Origin of the sequence: Rhodococcus sp. NKCM2511, assembly GCF_014905595.1 — a bacterium.
Lineage (GTDB): Bacteria > Actinomycetota > Actinomycetes > Mycobacteriales > Mycobacteriaceae > Rhodococcoides > Rhodococcoides fascians.
This window is the reverse complement of the sequence record NZ_BNHJ02000001.1, coordinates 1904140-1922750: the sequence shown is the minus strand read 5'-3', so window position 1 is coordinate 1922750 and position 18611 is coordinate 1904140. Positions and strand designations below refer to the sequence as shown.

The following is an 18611-nucleotide window of genomic DNA, read 5'->3' as shown; positions in this document are numbered from 1 at the left end:
AACTGTCAATGGTGGGGCACTAGACTCCGTGCTATGAGTCCTGCCCGTCCCAAGGACGACGAGTCGAGAGTGCGTCGGCGCGACGAAATCGCCGCGGCAGCAATCGAAGTGTTGGCAACGCAAGGTTTTCGCGGCTTGACGCACCGGGCGGTCGACGCTGCAGCAGGATTGAGCCCCGGGTCGGTCAACTACCACGCGCCCACTCGCGGACGACTGTTGCACCTGGCGCTCGAGCTGTTGTTCGCCCGCGACTACGACACTGCCGGCGCGACCTTCGGTGGTCTGGTCGATGTCAAACCACTCACCGTGGACATCGTCGTGAACCGCATCATCGACTTCATCGAGGCGATGACCACCGGAGAAGCAACGAAAAGAGTGATCGCGCGCAGCATCCTGCTCGGTGAAGCGCAACATGATCGGGAAATCCGCGATCTGTTCGACTCTCAGCGGGCCGCGTTCGTCGCGTACACCCAGTGGATAGTCGCGTCGTTGGAATCCGAAGACCCCCAGGGGGATGCGGAGATGCTCGTGGTCATGATCGAGGGTCTCGTGGGGAGGCAGGTGCTGATCGGATCGCGGCTGCCACGTCCCGTCGTCGACCGAATGCTGCGCACGATCGTCGGCGCATCCCCGATGGTCACCGATTAGCCGATCAGCCACCGATCAGCCGAGCAACGAGTTCCGTTCGGTGTGGGTGAACGTGAAGATCGTTGCACCGAAGCTGATGAGCGCAGTGAGCAGTAGCACCTGCGGCCCGGTGATCACGACGCCGATGAACGCACCGACAGCACCTCCCGCCGCGAAGGAGCCCAGAAGCGTTGCGTAGCAGAGCCAGTCGTAGTGTGTTCCGCCGCCGAAGAGGTGACGCTCGATTCCCTGGCCGAGCTTGACCACCGTTCCGGTGACGTAACTGAGCGGGATGTACGTCTCCTCCTTCTTCGTGAACGCGGTGTTCAACGCGCCCAGCGCGAAGGCGACGAGGAGGATCGGGTAGAAGTTCACGTTTGCCGACGACCACCCGGAGACAGCGATGTCGATCAGACCCGCAGCTCCCAGCGCAACGGTGGTCAACACCGTCGCTCCATGGGGGTGGTTGGACCAATAGCGGCGCCGACAGATCGACGAGACGATCACGCCGCCGAGAAACGCCGCCATGAGTGCCAATGCGGCCCAGGGTGATGCTCCAGGTGCCACCTCCTTGCCCTCCGGATGGCCGAAGTGTCCGACGACGGCTCGTTCGGTGTTGCCGGTCATGAATGTCACGAAGTAGCCGGCGGAATGCAGGAACGCGACCGCACCCACCATGCCTGCCAGTCCGGACAGGATCCAGGACAGACGAGCTTCGGCGCCGACGGCTGTTTCGCGGCTGATCGCCAAGGGGGAAGTCATGACTCGATTCTCCGGGCGTGAGCCGCGGCGGCAAATCTTTGAGTCATCGGTCACACAGAGGCAGTCGGGTGGGTGCTCGCCACCATCCCGCGGTGCATCACCCGGTTGCCGACCACCCCGCTGTGATCGGCGCGGTGCATCACACACCTGTTGTCCCACATCACCATGTCGTCGGGGGACCAGTTGTGCCGCAGCAGGTTGTCCTCCCTCGTGGAATGCTCCACGAGGTAGCGAACGGTGTCTCGTGCTTCGTCTTCGGTCAGTCCGCTGATCGCGACACAGCGAGCGGGCGCGGACAGCGACAGCGCGGTGCGTCCCGATATCGGGTGAACGGCGAAGAGTGGATGGTCGGCGGAAGAATCGGAATCCGACGCCACGCCGGTCACTCGGTGCGTCACCGTGCGCCCGGCCAAATGCTCCTTCACTTCCGCTGGAAGCGTCTCGTATGCGGCGTATTGGTCGCTGAACAACGTACTGCCTCCGGCCGCGGGAACTTCGACCGCGCGTAACGCGGTGTAGGCGGGAGGATTCGGAATGTAGGTGGTGTCGACGTGGAACGTGGACTTCGGCGGCGTGGAACGGCCGACGTTGCTGATGACGTTCAGATCCGGACAGTCGGGAACAGGCGTCTCGCCTTCGGTGAACATCAACTCTCCGAACCGGCGCAGGAACGCCAGGAAGCGCTGATCGTCGACGGGCTGGTTCGGCAGGATCAACACCCCGTGTTCGGCGAGGAGCTCTCGAAGTTGCTCTATTGAAACCGATTCCAAGTTCAGATCGGCCATCTCGGTTCCCAACGTCATGACGACGACTCCTTCACCGGCAGTTCTTCGAGCGCGAATGCGAACAATTCTTCGACGGTGATGCCCGCGGCTGCGGCCATCACCGCCAACACGCTGGACGGCGAATAGGAGCAGTAGAGGCTGGCTTCGAGAAACCACGGCTCGCCGTCCGGGTCGATGCGAAAGTCGAACAGGCCGTAGTGTCGACATCCCAGTGCGACATGACTCGATCGTGCTGCTGCCCAGACTTTTTCGGTGATCGGATCCGAGACGTCGACCGTCCACGCTCTGGTCTGCTCTTTCGCGACCAGGTAGAGATCGCCGTCGGATGTGCGATTCAACTTGTCCGCACTACTGCGGACGGAGTCGACGGCGTACTCTTCGAGGGGCAAGCACACGAGTTCGCCGTCTCGGACGATGATCCCGCACCGAACTTCACGACCCAGTGGAACGTACGTCTCCACCAGTGCAGCAGGCGAATACGTCAGAGCCTCTCGAATCGCGGGTGCCAGCCCGTCGGACCCGTGGACCAGCGAGACACCCATCGAGTTGTCCGAATCCACGGGCTTGACCACGACAGGCAGGGCGAGGTCCATCACGTCGTCGGCGGATCGGACGACCACGCCGTCGGGAACACGCACGCCAGCCGCCGCGACGACTGCGCGGGCGCGGGCCTTGTTCGCCGTCAACGCCATCAGGTCCGGACCGTTGCCGGGGTAGGGCACGCCCAGTAGATCGAACAGGCTGCGGTACGTCGTCATACCCGGCATGCAGAACATCTGCGGAACCATGACGTCGAAGTCTCGCACCGCGATGTGCTCCACCGCCTGTGCCAACGGCATCTGCTGCGCCGCAGCGATACTCGAATCCTCGAGATCGGTGGGGAAACTCCAGAGGCCGCCGGGAGAGACGAACGCGATCTCGAAACCGTACGCGGGGTCGTTACCGAGGGCACCCAGGAAGCCGCCGGCGTAGACCCGAGAGAGATCACTGTGAAAGCGGTCCACCGAGGACCCGACGAGCACCACGACCGACAACGTCATCAGTCGCCTCCGTTTTCCACGAGTTTGCCGATGTTGAAATCGATTCGGGACCAGCCACGCCGCTCGCGGAGGTTCCGGATCAGCAACGACGGAATCTGAAGATGATGTACCAACAGATACGGCAGGGGATCCCAACCGGTGAGGATGGCGTCCTTGCCTCGAAAGATGGTGCGGAGCCGAGATACTCGATCACCCTCGGTGATCAGACGCCACAGCTCGTGGTAGATCCAGTACGTCGGCCGGGCCGTCGCACGCGGCACGATCTCGGCATGCCCGTCGTCGAGGTACGCGGCAGCCAGGTCGGGGTGGTCGTAGAACATCGTGATGGCCGAGTGGGTGCGCGGGTTGCATTCGATGGCGTAGATCCGTTCGTCGGCGGCGGACTCGATGAAGTCGAACGAAAGCTGCCCGGTGGTGTCGAGCGAGGAGACGAATGTCTCTACCCAGCGCAGGATTTCGGGCTTGTCCACCATCTCGTAGTTCACCTGGAAGGCGGACGACACGCAGCAGCCGTACACCTGCAGGCGACCCTCGCGCACCGTGCCGTGCGTGCAGTACTCCTGTCCGGCGATGAATTCCTGCAGGATCCACGGGTCGTTCTCGGTAATGTGCAGGCTCCGGGCGAACGCGGAGTTGCGTTCCGGCGTGTGCGCCGTCAACCGCGTCAGATCCATTCGGCCGACCGGGTTGTACGAGATCCGCTTGAGGATGTACTCACGACCCGGCTCGAAGTCGAACTCGTCGATCTGGGCGGGGTCGGTGATGCGCCTGAAGTCGGGAACACGGAGTCCCAATGACGCTGCGTGCTCGGAGAATCGGGACTTGTCGTCGACCATCCGTACGGTATCCGCGTCGCCGTGGATCACCTCGCAGTGCGCATCGAGGAGTGCACGCGCGTCGGCGTCGTGAATACTCGCAGCCGGGCTTGCCACGGGCACGAAGACGTCGACGCCCTCGCGGCGCACGATGTCCAGCAGAGCCTGCGCATATCCCGAATCACCCGGGTCGGGAATGCAATGGAAACGGTCGACAGCGCGGGAGAAACGATGTCCGGTCCAGCGGTACTTCGCCGATTCCACGAGGATCACCCGATGGCCGGCGAGATGGAAGGACCGTGCGAGTTGCAAGGCTTTGGTCATCTTGCCGCCACTGATCAGAATCGTTCTGGGCGAATCGGTTCGATGGGCGACGGGCCGGGTACCTCGCAGCGCCGCCACCCCCACCGCCGCGAGGTCGACGGGGAGGGTGACCGTGAGGCCGATCAGCGCCGCAACGGTGCGGATCATGTGCGCCGGATCAGTGTGACACCGTCGCGCAACGGAATCAGAACCTGTTCCACGCGAGGGTCGTTCGCGACATAGTCGTTGAACTCGGCGATGGCCCGGCCGTTCTCGTTCGGCTGCGGAGCGTAGGGCTGACCCTGCAACAGGGTGTTGTCGACGGCGATCACGGCACCGTCGGAGAGCAGATCGCTCTCGAGCAGGTACTCCACGTACCCGCGGTATCCGCTCTTGTCGGCGTCGACGAACACCAGATCGAACTTCCCGTCGAGCCCATGCAGAGTGTCGAGCGCAGGCCCTACCTGCACCGAGATGGCAGATCCTGCAGTCGATTCCGCGAAGCAGGACTGCGCGAACTCGGCCACGTACGGATCCACCTCGCAGGCGACGACCTCGCCGCCCGCGGGCAGCGCCTCGGCCATCGCCAACGCCGAGTAACCGGTGAACATACCGATCTCGAGCACCCGAGTCGCCCGCGTCATGTGCACGAGAAACGCCAGGAAGCGTCCCTCCACATGGCCGGAGAGCATTTCCATCTCCAGGGGCCCGGAACCGGAGACCACGTCGCGTGATCCCCAATCCGCAGAGCGGGTCCGCGACGCCAACGTGGCCAGTGCCGCAGATTCGGAGGTGGTGCAGGTGTCGAGATACGGGTCGAGTCCCGCGGCGAGATCGCGGGCCCGATGAACACGGGTGGTCAACTCGTCGGTCACCCCGGCGTCGGCGTCGAGTAGCGAGGCTATCTCGCTGAGCTCGCGCGCCAGGATCGTCGTCGGGGTGACCGGACGCGGCGTCATGGCTGCATCGGTCACGGCGTGGGTGCGGTGAACATGTCGAGACCCTCGCCCGCCCGTGGGAAGTCCAGACAGATCTTCTTGTGCAACGACAGGACGTCGGCCAGTTCGCGAGGTTCCAGGTCGTTGAGGAAGCGGCAGGTGCCGATCGGGTCGGGCACCGCGGCACGCAGAATCCCGTCCCGAGTCTTGAGGATGGATGCTGTTGCCTCGGTCAGCAACTCGGGTGTCAGGTACGGGCTGTCCAATGCCAATCCGATGCTGCTCATGACTCCGAGCACGCGGTCTCTATCGGCCGTCGACAGGTGGCCGCGTTGTTCGGCGACCGTCGTCGACAGGGCCATGTCGATGTTGATCGCGTGGCCGTGGAAGAACGGCGCGGGCGGCGTGAGCTCGAGCGTGGGACTCCACGTGTGCCCGAATGCAATGACTCGGTCGAGGTCGATCTCGTGCAGGTTGGGTGCCTCGAGCTCGAGCATCGTCGCGATTGCCGAGTACGTCAAACGGTCTGCGACCGAACGCAACTCAGGAGTTCCGTCGAGGTGGCCGAACCGGGTGCGTAGCAGCTCCGGGCCGTACTGCTCGAGCAACTCGAAGATCTCGAGGTTGCCGACCACGGAGATCTTGATGAGCTCCGCCATCCCGTTGCGGACCTGATCCTCGGGCAGCGTGCCGAGGAAGGAAAAGTCCAACAGCACCTTCTGCGAGGCGTGGTAGGCCCCCAAACGATTCTTGTGCTTGCCGTAGTTGACGGCCACCTTGATCGAGACGCTCGCATCGATCAGGCCGATCAACGTGGTGGGAATGCGGATGTAGGGAGTGTTTCGGCGGTAACTCGCGCACGCGAAACCGGCTACGTCCGTGGTCAATCCACCACCCACCACGAGGACCGGCTCGGTTCGCACGAGACCGAACGCGTCGAACTCGCCGACGATGCGCTCGAACGTCTCGAGTGATTTCGCGGTCTCCGCAATGTGGACCGGCACCACTGTCAGGGCGATACCGTGGTGATCGAAGTATGCACTGATCCGGTCGCCGTAGATGGCGTGCACCGATTCGTCGACAACCATCAGGGCGCGCCCGTACGGACGGTAGCTGTCGGCCAATTCGGTGTTCTCGATCGCGAACACTCCGTCGACGTAGATCAAGTCGTATTCGATCCGCTCGTATCCCTCGACACGAAACGATCGGTCGCCGGCGACGACCTGGGCCTGAAGATTACTCACTTGTTGCTCCTGAGATGGATGAAGGATCGGGCAAAATGCTCACTCCGCAGGCTCCGCTCAGGCTGAAATCAGGGCGCGGACGCGCTCGGGATCGAGTGCATCGACGGTGTCGGTGGCCGAGCCGAAATCGGTACCGGCAGTGTTCTCGTTCGGGAACGCGACACAGGTGACGCCCGCTGCCGCTGCCGCCTGCACTCCACCGGCGTTGTCCTCGATCGCCACACTGTCGGACGCGTTCTCGCCCAACGTCTTCAAGGCGAATTCGTACGACGCGGGGTCGGGCTTGCCAGCGTCGACCGACGAGGCGTCGACGATGATGTCGAACGAATCGGCGGTGAGCTCGGGAGACAGGGCAGTGAGCAGTGCGTCGATGTTCTCTCGCGAGGTCGTGGTCACGAACCCGACCTTCAACCCGTTCGCTTTCGCGGAGTCGATCGTGTCGGCCACGCCCGGTCGCGTCTTGACGTCGGATTCGCCGATCAATCGCTGGAAGATCTCGGACTTGGTGGCGTGCACGGCGGCCGCGTCCACCTCGGTTCCGGTGCTCGACGCGTATTCGCTGATGCGGTCGGCACCACCGTTCGATCCGAGCATGGACCGATAGTCGTCCTGCGACCAGTTCCAGTTCAGATCGTGGGCGGCGAAGGCCTCGTTGAACGAGCGTCGCTGTAGCTCGGAGGTGTCGACGAGAGTGCTGATGGAGCCGAACAGAATTGCGGGCATGGGTGCCTTTCGGAGCGAGAGACGTTGTACCAGCAAATGTCTCGCGCCAGCGCGATGGGTGGGTTGGTTCGGGGGGTATGCCCCATCGGCACCGAAAGGGAAACCTTCGAATTTTCTACCGTGTGCTCGCCTGTTCGCCGCGCAGTATCGGAGCCGCCAGAACCGTCGGTGCGGATCGCCCGCGAAGGGTCACGGACCGACCCGATTCCCACAGTTGCCGCTCGTCCGAGGTTGCGTGTTCGAGCACCGTCGACGATGTGAGCACGTCGGTGTCGGGGTCGTCTTTTGCGAGATCGGTGAGCCGCGCAGCCTGATTCACCGTGTCGCCGATGACGGTGTACTCGAAACGGGACTCGGCCCCGATGTTGCCGGCGATCACCGGCCCGTACGTGACGCCGATGCCGATCTCGAATCCGCCGTCGGCGCGAAGCGCGGCGGCGAGGGTGCGTGCAGTGCGCAGCGCCGCGGTGGCCGGGTCGGGATGATCGACCGGAGCGCCGAAGATCAGCAGGGCGGCATCGCCCTCGAACTTGTTGACGAAGCCGCCGTTGCGCTCGCCGTGTTCGACGACCACTGCGAAGAACCGATTGAGCAGGTCCACGACCGTCGCGGCGGATTCGCGCTCGGCCAGTGCGGTCGAGCCGACCAGGTCGATGAACAGGACGGCGACGGTTCGGTTTTCGCCGCCGAGACGGGGCGCGCTGGCCAACGCGCGCTGGGCGACGTCGTGGCCCACGTGCCGGCCGAACAGCGAACGGAGTCGTTCGCGCTCGTCGAGACCGACGACCATCTTGTTGAACCCGTTCTGCAGCCTGCCGATCTCGGACGCGTCGTAGACGTCGACGCGGGTATCGGTGGCACCGGCCTCCACTCGCTGCATGGCAGAGCTCACCTGCTGCAGCGGATCGGACACCGAGCGACCGACGAGGAACATGCCGCCGAAGCCGACGACGAGGGCGATGGCAGACAGTGAGACCATCGCGGGGGACAGGTCGACGTCCGGGGGTATGACGGTGTCGATCAGTCGGCCGAGTCCGATCAGCCCGAGCCCCAGGATGGGAATGGCCGTGCTCAGTACCCAGATCAGGACGACGCGCAGTTTCACGCCGAGTGCCGCGGCGTCGGTGACCTCGCTGACCTCCATCACAGCCGCGGTGATCGGCCGCAGGGTCCGTTCGGCTACCAGGTAGCCCAGCGAGCAGGTCGCCAGTCCGCCGAAGCTGACGGCGATGGCCACGATGATCGACAGTGCAGCCCCGGCCGAGGCGTTGACGCCGACGAACACCGCAACACCGAGCGCCCACAACAGAACGTGCACGCCGAGTTGCCGGAGGGGTAGCCGGATCACGGCGATCGTGGTCTCGTCCGACGGCGTGCCGCCGGTGTGCAGCCACTCGACGAGCGGTCTCGCGACGCGAAGTCCGAGCGCGATCCCTATACCGATCGCGACCGGTAGGTAGACGAAGAACGCCAGGTAATTTCGGTCAGGAGCGCAGCCTGCGGAGTGACCTCCAGAGCAGAACAGGATCTCCTCCGATCCGACCGGCAGCGGCAGGATGAACCGCGCCAACACGAAGACGATGACCGCCCCGATGGCGTTGGCCGACACCATTCCCGCCGCGTAGAGGCGCATCGGGGTGCGGGCGAGGGCGGACCTCAGTGCTGCGATCACTGGCGCTTCTTCGTTCTCTGCACGCTCGAACTCTAGGTGCCCCGACGAAAAGAATTCGGGCGATTCTGCCCGAGTGACTATCTGTGTCGACAAGTACCTGGTAATCTCCGTAACAGCTAACCACTCCTGTTCGACGATGAAAGGAACGACGGCGATGACCAGCACACTCTCCAGGAACGATGTCCTCGAGCCCGAGGATGTTTCCGCACGTTTGCTCGATTCCGCCGCCCAGCTGTCGTACGACCCGGCCGAAGAGGTCGACTGGGAGGCCGATCTCGATCCGTCCCTCTACGGTCTCAATCCGGAGTGGAGCACGCTCTACGGCACGAAGTTGTGGGACGAGATGAGCGAGGAACAGCGCATCACGCTCACTCGCCACGAGGTCTGCTCGATCATGAGCACCGGCATCTGGTTCGAGATGATCCTGCAGCAGATGGTGTTGCGCGATCAGTACTGCAAGGACTCGTCCAACTCGGATTTCCAGTTCGCGCTCACCGAGATCGCCGACGAGTGCCGTCACTCGATCATGTTCGCTCGGGCCTGCCAGAAGATGGGCATCAAGGCGTACCTGCCGCGCCGGTCGAGCATCGAACTCGGCCGCGGATTCAAGGCCCTGGCATCCGCCGAGGTCGCCTACGGCGGCATCCTCGTCGCCGAAGAAGTTCTCGACGTCATGCAGCGCGACTGGATGCGCGGCGAGAACGTCCTGCCCCTCGTGCGCACCACCAGCAAGATCCATGTCGTCGAGGAATCGCGGCACATGACGTTCGCGCGCGCGCAGATGCGTGAAGACATCGAAGGCAAGAGTCCGGCTCGCCGCAAGGCCAGCGCGCTCGTCGTCGCGATCGCCGCTCGACTGATCGTGTCCAACATGGTCAACAAGGAGGTCTACGCAGCAGCGGGCCTCGATGTCGACCGTGCGGTGAAGGAAGCGAAGAACAACGCCCACCACCACACGATGATGCGCACCTCGAGCGAGCATCTGATGGCATTTCTTCTCGACTGCGGTTTGATCACCAAGCCGGCGGAGATGATCTACCGTCGTCTGCACATGCTCTGACCACTCTTTTCGAGGCCGTGAAGGACATCCGATAACCCATGCCGTTCGCGATCACGCAGAACTGTTGCAACGACGCATCCTGCCTGTCGGTGTGCCCGGTCAACTGCATTCATCCGACCCCCGACGAGCCGGATTTCGGTAAGACCGAGCTGCTGTACATCGATCCACGATCGTGCATCGACTGCGGTGCGTGTGCGGATGCGTGCCCGGTCGACGCGATCACCCGGGTGTCCCGGTTGACTCCGGACCAGCAGATCTACGCCGAGATCAACGCGGATTACTACCGCGACAAGCCGGCGGTTGCGGAGTGGGGTGAGCCGCGCTTTCCGGTGGCGACGGTCAACGAGCTGCCTCCGGTCAGTATCGCCATAGTGGGCACCGGTCCGGCGGCCTGCTACACCGCGCAAGCCCTGCTGCGCGTGCCGGGAACCACGATCACGTTCTACGACCGGCTGCCGACCGCAGGCGGTCTGGCGCGCTACGGCGTGGCACCGGACCACCTCGGCACTCGACGCATCAGCGAGCACTTTCGCGGAATCTTCGCGCACCCACGCGTGACGATGAAGCTCGGCATCGAGGTGGGCAAGGACGTCGATCACGTCGAGCTGGCTCGAAAGTTCGACTCCGTCGTCTATGCCGTCGGTGCCGACAAGGATCGAGCGCTCGAGATTCCCGGTGTCGATCTCGACAATTCGGTCAGCGCGCGCACCCTGGTCGGCTGGTACACCGGGCATCCCGACGTCCCCGCCGACGCCATCGATCTCACGGGCGTCGACCGCGTCACCATCATCGGCAACGGCAACGTCGCCCTCGACGCCGCGCGCATTCTCACGGCCGATCCCGATTCTCTGAACGGAACCGAGATCGCCCCACACGCGTTGGCAGAGCTCCGTCGCAATCGCGTGCGAGAGGTGGTCGTCCTGGCTCGACGAGGACCGGAGTTCGCGGCATTCACACGATCGGAGTGCAAGGCGCTCGTCGATCGCGCCGGAGTCGACGTCGTCGTGGCGGGACCGGACGGAATTTTCGACGCGATCGACCGGCTGCCGTTGTCCGCTCCCGCATCGGCGCTGGCCGGTGCGGCCCGAGTCGATCTCGGATCCGGCGCGCACGGGCGTCGCATCGTGTTCGCCTTCGGGCGGGCACCTTCTGCTGTGCATGGGCAGGGCTCGGTGGAGTCCATCGAGGTGGGAGTGGGTGAACACGCGGTCACTCTCGCGACGGAGCTGGTGCTGCTCGCGATCGGTTATCGCGGAACACCGTCGCCGGGCGTCCCGTTCGACGACATCACCGGCACCATCCGTAACGAGGGCGGCCGCGTCACCGCGGCCGACGGCACTCCGGTGCCCGGGTGTTACGTGGTGGGGTGGGCCAAGCGCGGGGCGACCGGTGGCATCGGCGACAACAAGATCGATGCCGAGGAAACAGCCGAGGCGTTGTTGGCGGATGTACCCACTCGAGGTACCCGGCCGCTGGGCTGGTATGGCAAGGTCAGTGCCGCCTTGGGAGACCGAGTGTCGCGAGCACGCTGACCGGTCGGTATTTCCCGGTTCTGTTCATGTTGTGTAGCAGTCTCATTCGAGTCTGAGCAATTCCGGCGCGCGGCAGGCCGCCCGGGGTTACCGTTGAGTATGGCTGAACGGGGGGCCAAGCCCCAGGTTTCTTTTGTGAGACGGACGATGCTGCGCGCAGTCCGGTCGTTGTTCAATCCGCTCCGGCCCGACGACTACCTGTCGATGATCAATCCGCTGTGGACCACTCGTGAGCTCCGCGGCAAAGTCGAACGTGTGGTTCCCGAGGGATCCGAGGCCGTGTCGGTGTACATCCGTCCCGGTTTCGAGTGGCAGGGCCACACGCCGGGCCAGTACGTACGGCTCGGGGTGCTCATCGACGGCCGCTATCACTGGCGGGCGTACTCCCTCACGTCCGATCCTGACCCCGAGGACGGGTTGGTCAGCGTCAGTCCCAAGCTCGTGCCGTCGGGGACCGTGTCGCCGTATCTGGTGGGCACCATCAGAACCGGCGACATCGTCCGGCTCAGCGAGGTCGAGGGTGAGTTCACGATTCCGAGTCCGGTTCCGGACAAGATGGTGTTCATCAGCGCCGGCAGTGGCATCACGCCGATCATCAGCATGTTGCGATCCCTGGATCATCACGACCAGGTCCGTGACGTGGTCGTGGTGCACTCGGTGCACAACCGTGAACAGTTGATGTTCGCGGACACGCTCGAGGAACTGGAAGCCAAGCACGACGGGCTGACGGTGAAGCTACGCATCACCAGTGACGAAGGTCGAATGAAGGCGTCGGAACTGGACGAACTGGTCCCGGATTGGCGTGAGCGAGAAGCATTCTGCTCCGGTCCGGGCGAGCATCTCGACGATCTGCGCTCGTACTGGAAAGACCAGGGCGAGTCGGAACGCTTCCATTACGAGAGTTTCCAGCCCGTCATCGGCGGTGGAGACGATGCTGGTGAGGGCGGAACCGTGCGCTTCGTCAACAGCGAGAAGGACGTCGAGTGCGACGGCGGCACAACGATTCTCGCCGCGGGCGAGGAAGCCGGCCTGGATCTGACGTACGGCTGCCGAATCGGCATCTGCCATACGTGCGTAGGTACCCTGAGGAAGGGGCGTTTACGTGACCTACGTAACGGGGATATCTCCGAACCTACGGGGCAAGCGGTTCGGATCTGTGTCAACACTGCTGAGGGCGACATCGAAATCGAACTCTGATCTTCCATTCGAACAGGGGAATGTATGTCTATCGACGAAACCACCAGGCGCGTCACCGACACCGATGAGCCGGTGAACCCGCTGGCGCACCTGAGTGACGAGACGATCGCCGAACTCGCCAAGGAGTTCGACGCCATTCACGACGAGGTGTACTCCAGCCTCGGTGACAAGGACCGCAAGTACATCACCTCGGTGATCGCAGCCCAGCGTCAGCTGTTGGTTGCCGGCCGCGTGCTGTTGCTCGGCTCCACCAGCAAGCCGGCGTGGCTGGCCGGCACCGCATGCCTCGGCATCGCGAAGATCCTCGAGAACATGGAGATCGGCCACAACGTCATGCACGGCCAGTGGGACTGGATGAACGATCCGGAAATCCACTCCTCCGTGTGGGACTGGGACACCGCGTCCACCGCCAACTCGTGGAAGCACTCCCACAACTACGTGCACCACACGTACACGAACATTCGCGGCAAGGACAAGGATCTCGGCTACGAGATCATGCGTATCGATCCACGTCAGAAGTGGAGCCCTGTCTACCTGGCCCAGCCGTTCTACAACGTGCTGCTGATGGCGTTCTTCGAGTGGGGCGTCGCCCTGCACGATCTCGACATCGAGGCTATCCGTCGCGGAGAGAAGCCCGTCAAGGAGCTCGTCGAGGACCTCAAGGGCATCGGCGTCAAGGCACGGAAGCAGTTCGTCAAGGACTACGTGGGCTGGCCGCTGATCAGTGCCGGGGCATTCGCGGTGGCGCAGCTCGCCTCGGGTGGTCGTCTACCCGAGAGCAAGAGGTCTCGCCTCGCGTCCAAGCTGCGGGGATCCGCGCGTTTCGGCAAGAACCGCCGGACGGCCGCCCTGTTGGACAGTCGGGTCAGTGGTGTCGAGAGCACGTTCCTCTCGACGGTTGCCGCCAACTTCACCGCCAACATCATTCGCAACGTCTGGTCGAACGCGATCATCTTCTGCGGTCACTTCCCGGATCAGGCATACACCTTCAGCCAGGAAGAGGTGGAGAACGAGACCCGCGGCGGATGGTACGTGCGTCAGCTGGTGGGCGCCGCCAACATCGACGGCGGACCGCTGTTCCACCTGATGAGCGGCAACCTGAGCTACCAGGTGGAACACCACCTGTACCCGGACATGCCCAGCACTCGATACTCGGACGTCGCGCCGAAGATCAAGGACATCTGCGAGCGCTACGAATTGCCCTACAACACCGGGCCGTTCTTTCAGCAGTGGGGGATGGTCCAGCGGACCATCGCGCGATTGGCCTTCCCGGGTGGCAAGGTTCGGCCGAAGCCGGGCCCCTACCGTCCCGAGGAGAGCTGGCGTCGCAAGTTCGCCGAGGGTGCCACCAAGGACAGTGAGGCCGCCAAGACTCGCGGTCGCGTACCGGCCGAGCATCCCGCGGCGGGACCGGAGCACAACTCCGGTGGCGTCGACGTTCAGCCGCCGCCCCGTGGCGACGACTGAGTCTCGTTCCAGGACAGCTGACAAGAACCGCGGCCACCCGACTTCCGGGTGGCCGCGGTTCTTTGTGTGTGTCGGTTGTGGGCCCTTACGCCATGTCGACATCCTTGGTCTCGATCAGTCTCTTGGTGCAGACCAGACTCAGCACCGACAGCAGAGCCAGCATCACGCCGATCGAGATACTGCCGAACGCGGCCGCGAGCGGTGCGGCAAGCATCGGCGGAATCGCGCCACCGAGAACGCCGGCGAGGTTGTAGCCCAAACCTGCTCCGGTGTAACGGAATCGGGTCTGGAAGAGCTCCGGAAGCAGAGCTCCGGTCGGGCCGTACGCAACACCGAAGATCGCGAGCGTCACGCACATGCCGATCACGAACGCGACCGGTGAGCCCGAGTCCAGCAAGGGGAACAGTGCTATCGACCACGGCACCGCGACGATGCACGCCGCCATGATGACCCGACGTCGGCCGACGCGATCGGAATAGGTTGCCGAGGTAGCGATGGCGATACCGAAGATCACCGCAGCGCCTATCCCGGTAACCAACACGAACGGGCGGTCGAACCCGAGGGTTTTGGTGCCGTAGCTCGTCAGGTATGCGGTCCCCATGTAGAAGAAGGCGAAGAGGGACGCCAAAGCGCCTGCCGCAGTGATGATTTCGCGCTTCTGGATGCGCCATGCGTCGAAGATCGGCAGTTTGGTCGGTGCCGAGTTCGCCGGAGCGTGCTCTTCGGCGAGCTTGTTGGCTCGAAAGACCGGGGTCTCTTCGATGGCCAACCGCATGTAGAGGCCGATGAGGACCAGAACAGCGCTGAGCAGGAACGGAATTCGCCACCCGTAGTTGAGGAAGGTCTCGTTGGTGTCGCCGAACAGCAGGCCGGTGGCGAGGAAGGTCGCACTGGAGAAGATGAACGCGGCCGAGGGTCCCAGCTGCGGGAACATCGCATAGAACCCACGCTTGCCGGCCGGTGCGTACTCGGCAGTGAGCAGCGTGGCACCCGCCCACTCTCCGCCGACGGCAAATCCCTGCCCGAATCTGAGCAGTACCAGAATGATCGGGGCTGCGACTCCGATGGTGGCTGCGCCGGGCAGTAGACCGATCGCGAAGGTGGACACGCCCATCAACAGCAGGGTCGAGATCAGGGTCTTCTTACGACCGATGCGGTCGCCGAAGTGGCCGAACAGCACCGCACCGACGGGCCTGGCGATGAACGCGACGGCGAACGTCGCGAACGACGCCACGGTGCCTGCGGTCGATCCGAGCGCCGGGAAGAAAATCGTGGGGAAGACGAGTGCGGCGGCAGTGCCGTAGATGAAGAAGTCGTAGAACTCGATCGTGGTGCCGATGCCACTGGCAACCGCTACTCGGCGGACGCTCGTCTTCGTCTGCACCGCCGGTGGGGTCGGAGTGGCGACGCCCGGATCCTCGGGCGAGACAGCGGTCATGGTTCCTCCGTTTTTGTCGGGTATCGGGTATATGTGCGATACCGAATGCGACGAACGGTAGTGATCCGGGTCACCCGTGGGGTACCCCCGAATGGGGGGAACGATGACCGCCCCCACCCGAGCTAGTCCCAGTGGGCGGTCTCGACGGCAGCGCGGTAGGTGTTCTCGAGAAAGGCGAGCAGAAGTGCGTCGGGGTCCTCGGCGGTGCGGACGGACTCGTACGGAAGTACGTACTCGCCGAGATCACGATCGAAGTACGCGGGGGCGGTGACGGCCGGATGACTGTCGTAGCCGTCCGGGTTCGGGTAGGCGTACGCGTAGAACGCGCCCTCCGCGGCCCCGCCCGGCCAGAACCCGGCGCTCGACACCTCGTCGCTGTATGCCTCGTGCATCACCCAGTCGGGACAGTTCGGAACACCACCGGGATGTTGTGGTGCAGGCCTTCCGGAGAATCGTGTGACAGCGAGATCGAAAGCGCCCCAGAAGAAGTGGACCGGGCTGGATTTGCCGCGGAAGCCGGCTCGAAACTCCGAGAACACCCGATCAGCGCTGACGAGCGCTCGCCAGAACTTCTGGACGGCATCGGCGTCGTACGACGCGTGCTCGACGTCCTCGGCGAACGGTGTCGCGTGTGGCAGTTCGACCGGCACTGCCACGATCGGAGCCTCCACGCCGAGCCCGGAGAGCAGATCGGTGTACTCGGCGTAGAAGTCGGCAACGGTTCGAGGCTCGAGCCTCATGGTTCGGCGCTCGCCATCGGTGGTGGCGAGGATCAACTGGTGTGCGAGAAAGTCGAAGCGAATCTCGAGGCCTCGATCGCCGAGCGGCATCAGCGACGTCGTCAGGCCCGACGCGTCGACGTACAGCGCAACTCCCCACCAGTGGTTGAGCGGGGGAGACAACGCCATTCGGGTCTTGCCGACTATCTGGGTCCACAGTTGCACCGTGTCGCGAGTGTCCGCCCAGCTGTCGACTCGAAGTTCGGGCCACGCGTCGTACGAATTCGTCATATGTCGATGATGCACGGACGAGGGGAACCAGACCATACCTGTGCCGGGGCACCGGGACACCGGGACACCGGGGCAGCACCTCAGGCGCGCCTCAGGGTTCGTCGGTACGGTCGTCGGCAGTTGCGGTACGTCCGCAGCTCGTGAACGGGGAGGTGTCCGAGTTGTCCACCGACTCCAACCGGGGTGTTTTCGACGATGCTCGGGTCGCCGCCACGTACGTGGAATTCATGGGACCCACCGACGGATTTCTCGATCGCGGTGAGGCCGCAGCCTTGGTCGCCGCCGCAGACCTGGCCCGCGGGGTTCCGGTGTTGGACGTGGGTGTGGGGAGCGGCCGCACCACGCCGCTGCTGCGACTGCTTTCCGACCGCTACGTGGCAATCGACTACGCCCCCAACATGATCGACGCTTTCCGGAAGAATTTTCCCGATCTGCCTGCGCACGTCGCCGACGCTCGTGACCTGGCGGCGTTCGAGGACGGTGAGTTCGGCTTGGTCGTCTTCAGCAACAACGGACTCGATACCGTGGCCCACGAGCAACGCCGCCGCGTACTGGCCGAATTCGCGCGGGTGACCGACGAGACAGGCGTCGTGGTCTTCTCGACGCTCAATCGAGGTGGCCGGTCGTATCTGGAGAGCCCGTTTCAGTTACGGCGACCGACGACTCGGCCACAGTTCTCGCTGCGAGCACTTCTCGTCGCCGTCGGACGTCGTCTGCTCGATCCGTCTGCGCAGGTGCGCGGTGTGCGGAACTGGCTCGTCAATCGGTCGAAAGCCGAGGATCACCGATCGTGGGCTCTGGCCCCGTTGCAAGCCCACGAATTCGCACTCGTCATGCACTTCTCGACCCTCGACGACGTCCGCACTCTGGTGGCCGGCGCAGGCCTCGAACTGATCGCCGTCTACGGCGACGACGGCGAACGCATCGCGCCGGACCGACACGAGTCCGCGGCCGACAACTTCACCGTCCTCGCGAAAAAGCCTGCGCTGGAACGAAAGTGACTTCGAGGTACTGAGCTCGGAAGCGTCGAGGTCACAGTCTTTCCAGCGCGGCGGTCATCTTCTCCACGGTCTCCGGAGCGACCTTTGCCTCGAAGCCCGCCTTCAGGAACGGGCCCGCAACCTTTGCCGCACCGTTGAATTCGACGTGCGCGTGGTAGTCGATCCGGGTCGACGCGGGGCCCTCGGCTGTCAGCGTGATGTCGTCGACGCTGGTTGCCGTCTTGTTCTTCCCCTCGAGCACGACGTGATCGGGCTCGTCGGTGACCAACGTATACGTCAGTTCGGTGGTGACTCCGAACAACTTCGAGACGTTGTGCCACTGCGTTCCGACGGCCACCGGGCCGTCGGAGACCTGGGTGCAGCTCTCGGTTCCCGGATCCCACGCCGACGCATTGGAGAAGTCGCGCAGGAATGCCGCGGCCTTGTCGAGCGCGACAGCGGCGGTGAAGGTTCGGGTGACGTCGACCATGAGGTTCTCTCTTTCGATGGATCAGTTCTCGACGGTGACGCCGAGGTGTTCTGCGAGACGGCGCATCGTGCCGACGATCTGTTCTTCGGTCACCCTCGGAAAGCCGGCCATCTTTCGAAACTCCGGATCGGTGACGCGGGACCAGTCGTAGACCTGCGTCAGCGCTGTCCTGTCGTGGGCGACCTCCTCGAGTTCCCAGGACCACCGCGTGCCACGGGGTTCCATGCCCTGGCGATTGGGAATCCAACCGATGCGTCGGTCCTGCTCGAACACGAACACGGTGTTCTCCATGACGTACTCGCCCAGTTCCGGTTGATACATATCCATCGCGAAGGTGTCGCCCACCGCGTTCAGCGGCGTCGGATCGATCGCGCCGCGGAGCATTTCCGAGCCGTCGACCGCGGCCTGGACCTCGGGATTGGCGAGCGCGGTGAAGACGGAGGCGGGAGGAGCGTCGATCACGCGGCGGACGGTCAGTTCGTCGGTCATGGGGCCACGCTTTCCGGTTGATTACGCTGGCTACGCAGT

The 18611-nt window shown here is 64.0% G+C and carries 18 protein-coding genes; 6 read left to right on the top strand and 12 right to left on the bottom strand.

All coding sequences use genetic code 11. The features are described 5' to 3' along the window. Positions 1-33: 33 nt before the first annotated feature. On the top strand, positions 34-648 hold the full coding sequence (locus tag JLZ96_RS08755; RefSeq protein WP_051365040.1) for a TetR/AcrR family transcriptional regulator: 615 nt from the start codon (positions 34-36) through the stop codon (positions 646-648). Positions 649-663: 15 nt separating this feature from the next. On the opposite strand, the gene JLZ96_RS08750 is transcribed toward JLZ96_RS08755, so the two are convergent. The 8 genes from JLZ96_RS08750 to JLZ96_RS08715 all read right to left on the bottom strand — a co-directional run bounded on the left by JLZ96_RS08750 (position 664) and on the right by JLZ96_RS08715 (position 8909). Continuing rightward, positions 664-1389: a YoaK family protein gene (locus JLZ96_RS08750; protein WP_045842079.1), complete on the bottom strand. Its 726-nt coding sequence runs from the start codon at positions 1387-1389 to the stop codon at positions 664-666. Between the two features lie 50 nt (positions 1390-1439). Beyond that, a complete protein-coding gene (locus JLZ96_RS08745; protein ID WP_094695504.1) occupies positions 1440-2192 on the bottom strand; it encodes a TauD/TfdA family dioxygenase in 753 nt (250 codons plus the stop codon). After that, a complete protein-coding gene (locus JLZ96_RS08740; RefSeq protein ID WP_094695503.1) occupies positions 2189-3214 on the bottom strand; it encodes a D-alanine--D-alanine ligase in 1026 nt (341 codons plus the stop codon). Before JLZ96_RS08740 ends, JLZ96_RS08745 begins: the two co-directional genes overlap by 4 nt. Further along, entirely contained in the window at positions 3214-4500 is a 1287-nt protein-coding gene (locus JLZ96_RS08735) for an ATP-grasp enzyme (RefSeq protein ID WP_201009859.1), read from the bottom strand. Before JLZ96_RS08735 ends, JLZ96_RS08740 begins: the two co-directional genes overlap by 1 nt. Beyond that, positions 4497-5306, bottom strand: coding sequence for an O-methyltransferase (locus tag JLZ96_RS08730; protein WP_236253865.1), 810 nt, complete (start codon positions 5304-5306; stop codon positions 4497-4499). The genes JLZ96_RS08735 and JLZ96_RS08730 overlap by 4 nt, the downstream gene beginning before the upstream one ends. Further along, on the bottom strand, positions 5303-6514 hold the full coding sequence (locus JLZ96_RS08725) for a sedoheptulose 7-phosphate cyclase (RefSeq protein WP_027495749.1): 1212 nt from the start codon (positions 6512-6514) through the stop codon (positions 5303-5305). The genes JLZ96_RS08730 and JLZ96_RS08725 overlap by 4 nt, the downstream gene beginning before the upstream one ends. A 57-nt stretch (positions 6515-6571) precedes the next feature. Continuing rightward, positions 6572-7237: an HAD-IA family hydrolase gene (locus JLZ96_RS08720; RefSeq protein ID WP_032391892.1), complete on the bottom strand. Its 666-nt coding sequence runs from the start codon at positions 7235-7237 to the stop codon at positions 6572-6574. A 115-nt stretch (positions 7238-7352) separates the two neighbouring features. Beyond that, the gene (locus tag JLZ96_RS08715; RefSeq protein WP_051365041.1) at positions 7353-8909 is read right to left on the bottom strand and encodes an adenylate/guanylate cyclase domain-containing protein; all 1557 of its coding nucleotides are present in this window, start codon (positions 8907-8909) and stop codon (positions 7353-7355) included. 154 nt (positions 8910-9063) lie between these two features. On the opposite strand from JLZ96_RS08715, the gene JLZ96_RS08710 reads away from it, so the two are divergent. The 4 genes from JLZ96_RS08710 (at position 9064) to JLZ96_RS08695 (ending at position 14165) form a co-directional block, all read left to right on the top strand. After that, entirely contained in the window at positions 9064-9969 is a 906-nt protein-coding gene (locus JLZ96_RS08710) for a diiron oxygenase (protein ID WP_027495752.1), read from the top strand. 38 nt (positions 9970-10007) lie between these two features. Continuing rightward, positions 10008-11501 (top strand): FAD-dependent oxidoreductase, encoded by a 1494-nt coding sequence (locus JLZ96_RS08705; RefSeq protein WP_201009858.1) that lies wholly within the window; start codon positions 10008-10010, stop codon positions 11499-11501. A gap of 99 nt (positions 11502-11600) precedes the next feature. Then, entirely contained in the window at positions 11601-12698 is a 1098-nt protein-coding gene (locus JLZ96_RS08700) for a ferredoxin reductase (protein ID WP_052054647.1), read from the top strand. A 24-nt stretch (positions 12699-12722) separates the two neighbouring features. Continuing rightward, positions 12723-14165, top strand: coding sequence for an acyl-CoA desaturase (locus JLZ96_RS08695; RefSeq protein WP_094621564.1), 1443 nt, complete (start codon positions 12723-12725; stop codon positions 14163-14165). A gap of 85 nt (positions 14166-14250) precedes the next feature. Here JLZ96_RS08695 and JLZ96_RS08690 read toward each other — a convergent pair whose 3' ends face one another. Beyond that, positions 14251-15603: an MFS transporter gene (locus JLZ96_RS08690; RefSeq protein WP_057473941.1), complete on the bottom strand. Its 1353-nt coding sequence runs from the start codon at positions 15601-15603 to the stop codon at positions 14251-14253. Between the two features lie 122 nt (positions 15604-15725). Next, positions 15726-16613: a DUF5996 family protein gene (locus JLZ96_RS08685; protein ID WP_032369126.1), complete on the bottom strand. Its 888-nt coding sequence runs from the start codon at positions 16611-16613 to the stop codon at positions 15726-15728. 161 nt (positions 16614-16774) lie between these two features. On the opposite strand from JLZ96_RS08685, the gene JLZ96_RS08680 reads away from it, so the two are divergent. Continuing rightward, complete coding sequence (locus tag JLZ96_RS08680) at positions 16775-17614, top strand: class I SAM-dependent methyltransferase (protein WP_057473942.1); 840 nt, start codon at positions 16775-16777, stop codon at positions 17612-17614. A 31-nt stretch (positions 17615-17645) separates the two neighbouring features. On the opposite strand, the gene JLZ96_RS08675 is transcribed toward JLZ96_RS08680, so the two are convergent. Both JLZ96_RS08675 and JLZ96_RS08670 read right to left on the bottom strand, forming a co-directional pair. Beyond that, entirely contained in the window at positions 17646-18083 is a 438-nt protein-coding gene (locus JLZ96_RS08675; protein ID WP_057473642.1) for an SRPBCC family protein, read from the bottom strand. A gap of 21 nt (positions 18084-18104) precedes the next feature. Continuing rightward, on the bottom strand, positions 18105-18572 hold the full coding sequence (locus JLZ96_RS08670; RefSeq protein WP_057473643.1) for an SRPBCC domain-containing protein: 468 nt from the start codon (positions 18570-18572) through the stop codon (positions 18105-18107). Positions 18573-18611: the final 39 nt, after the last annotated feature.

Excerpts from the sequence above, each read along its gene's own strand:
- JLZ96_RS08755 (WP_051365040.1), top strand. The coding sequence starts at position 34 with ATGAGTCCTGCCCGTCCCAAGGACGACGAGTCGAGAGTGCGTCGGCGC.
- JLZ96_RS08750 (WP_045842079.1), bottom strand. The coding sequence starts at position 1,389 with ATGACTTCCCCCTTGGCGATCAGCCGCGAAACAGCCGTCGGCGCCGAA.
- JLZ96_RS08745 (WP_094695504.1), bottom strand. The coding sequence starts at position 2,192 with ATGACGTTGGGAACCGAGATGGCCGATCTGAACTTGGAATCGGTTTCA.
- JLZ96_RS08740 (WP_094695503.1), bottom strand. The coding sequence starts at position 3,214 with ATGACGTTGTCGGTCGTGGTGCTCGTCGGGTCCTCGGTGGACCGCTTT.
- JLZ96_RS08735 (WP_201009859.1), bottom strand. The coding sequence starts at position 4,500 with ATGATCCGCACCGTTGCGGCGCTGATCGGCCTCACGGTCACCCTCCCC.
- JLZ96_RS08720 (WP_032391892.1), bottom strand. The coding sequence starts at position 7,237 with ATGCCCGCAATTCTGTTCGGCTCCATCAGCACTCTCGTCGACACCTCC.
- JLZ96_RS08710 (WP_027495752.1), top strand. The coding sequence starts at position 9,064 with ATGACCAGCACACTCTCCAGGAACGATGTCCTCGAGCCCGAGGATGTT.
- JLZ96_RS08705 (WP_201009858.1), top strand. The coding sequence starts at position 10,008 with ATGCCGTTCGCGATCACGCAGAACTGTTGCAACGACGCATCCTGCCTG.
- JLZ96_RS08700 (WP_052054647.1), top strand. The coding sequence starts at position 11,601 with ATGGCTGAACGGGGGGCCAAGCCCCAGGTTTCTTTTGTGAGACGGACG.
- JLZ96_RS08695 (WP_094621564.1), top strand. The coding sequence starts at position 12,723 with ATGTCTATCGACGAAACCACCAGGCGCGTCACCGACACCGATGAGCCG.
- JLZ96_RS08690 (WP_057473941.1), bottom strand. The coding sequence starts at position 15,603 with ATGACCGCTGTCTCGCCCGAGGATCCGGGCGTCGCCACTCCGACCCCA.
- JLZ96_RS08685 (WP_032369126.1), bottom strand. The coding sequence starts at position 16,613 with ATGACGAATTCGTACGACGCGTGGCCCGAACTTCGAGTCGACAGCTGG.
- JLZ96_RS08675 (WP_057473642.1), bottom strand. The coding sequence starts at position 18,083 with ATGGTCGACGTCACCCGAACCTTCACCGCCGCTGTCGCGCTCGACAAG.
- JLZ96_RS08670 (WP_057473643.1), bottom strand. The coding sequence starts at position 18,572 with ATGACCGACGAACTGACCGTCCGCCGCGTGATCGACGCTCCTCCCGCC.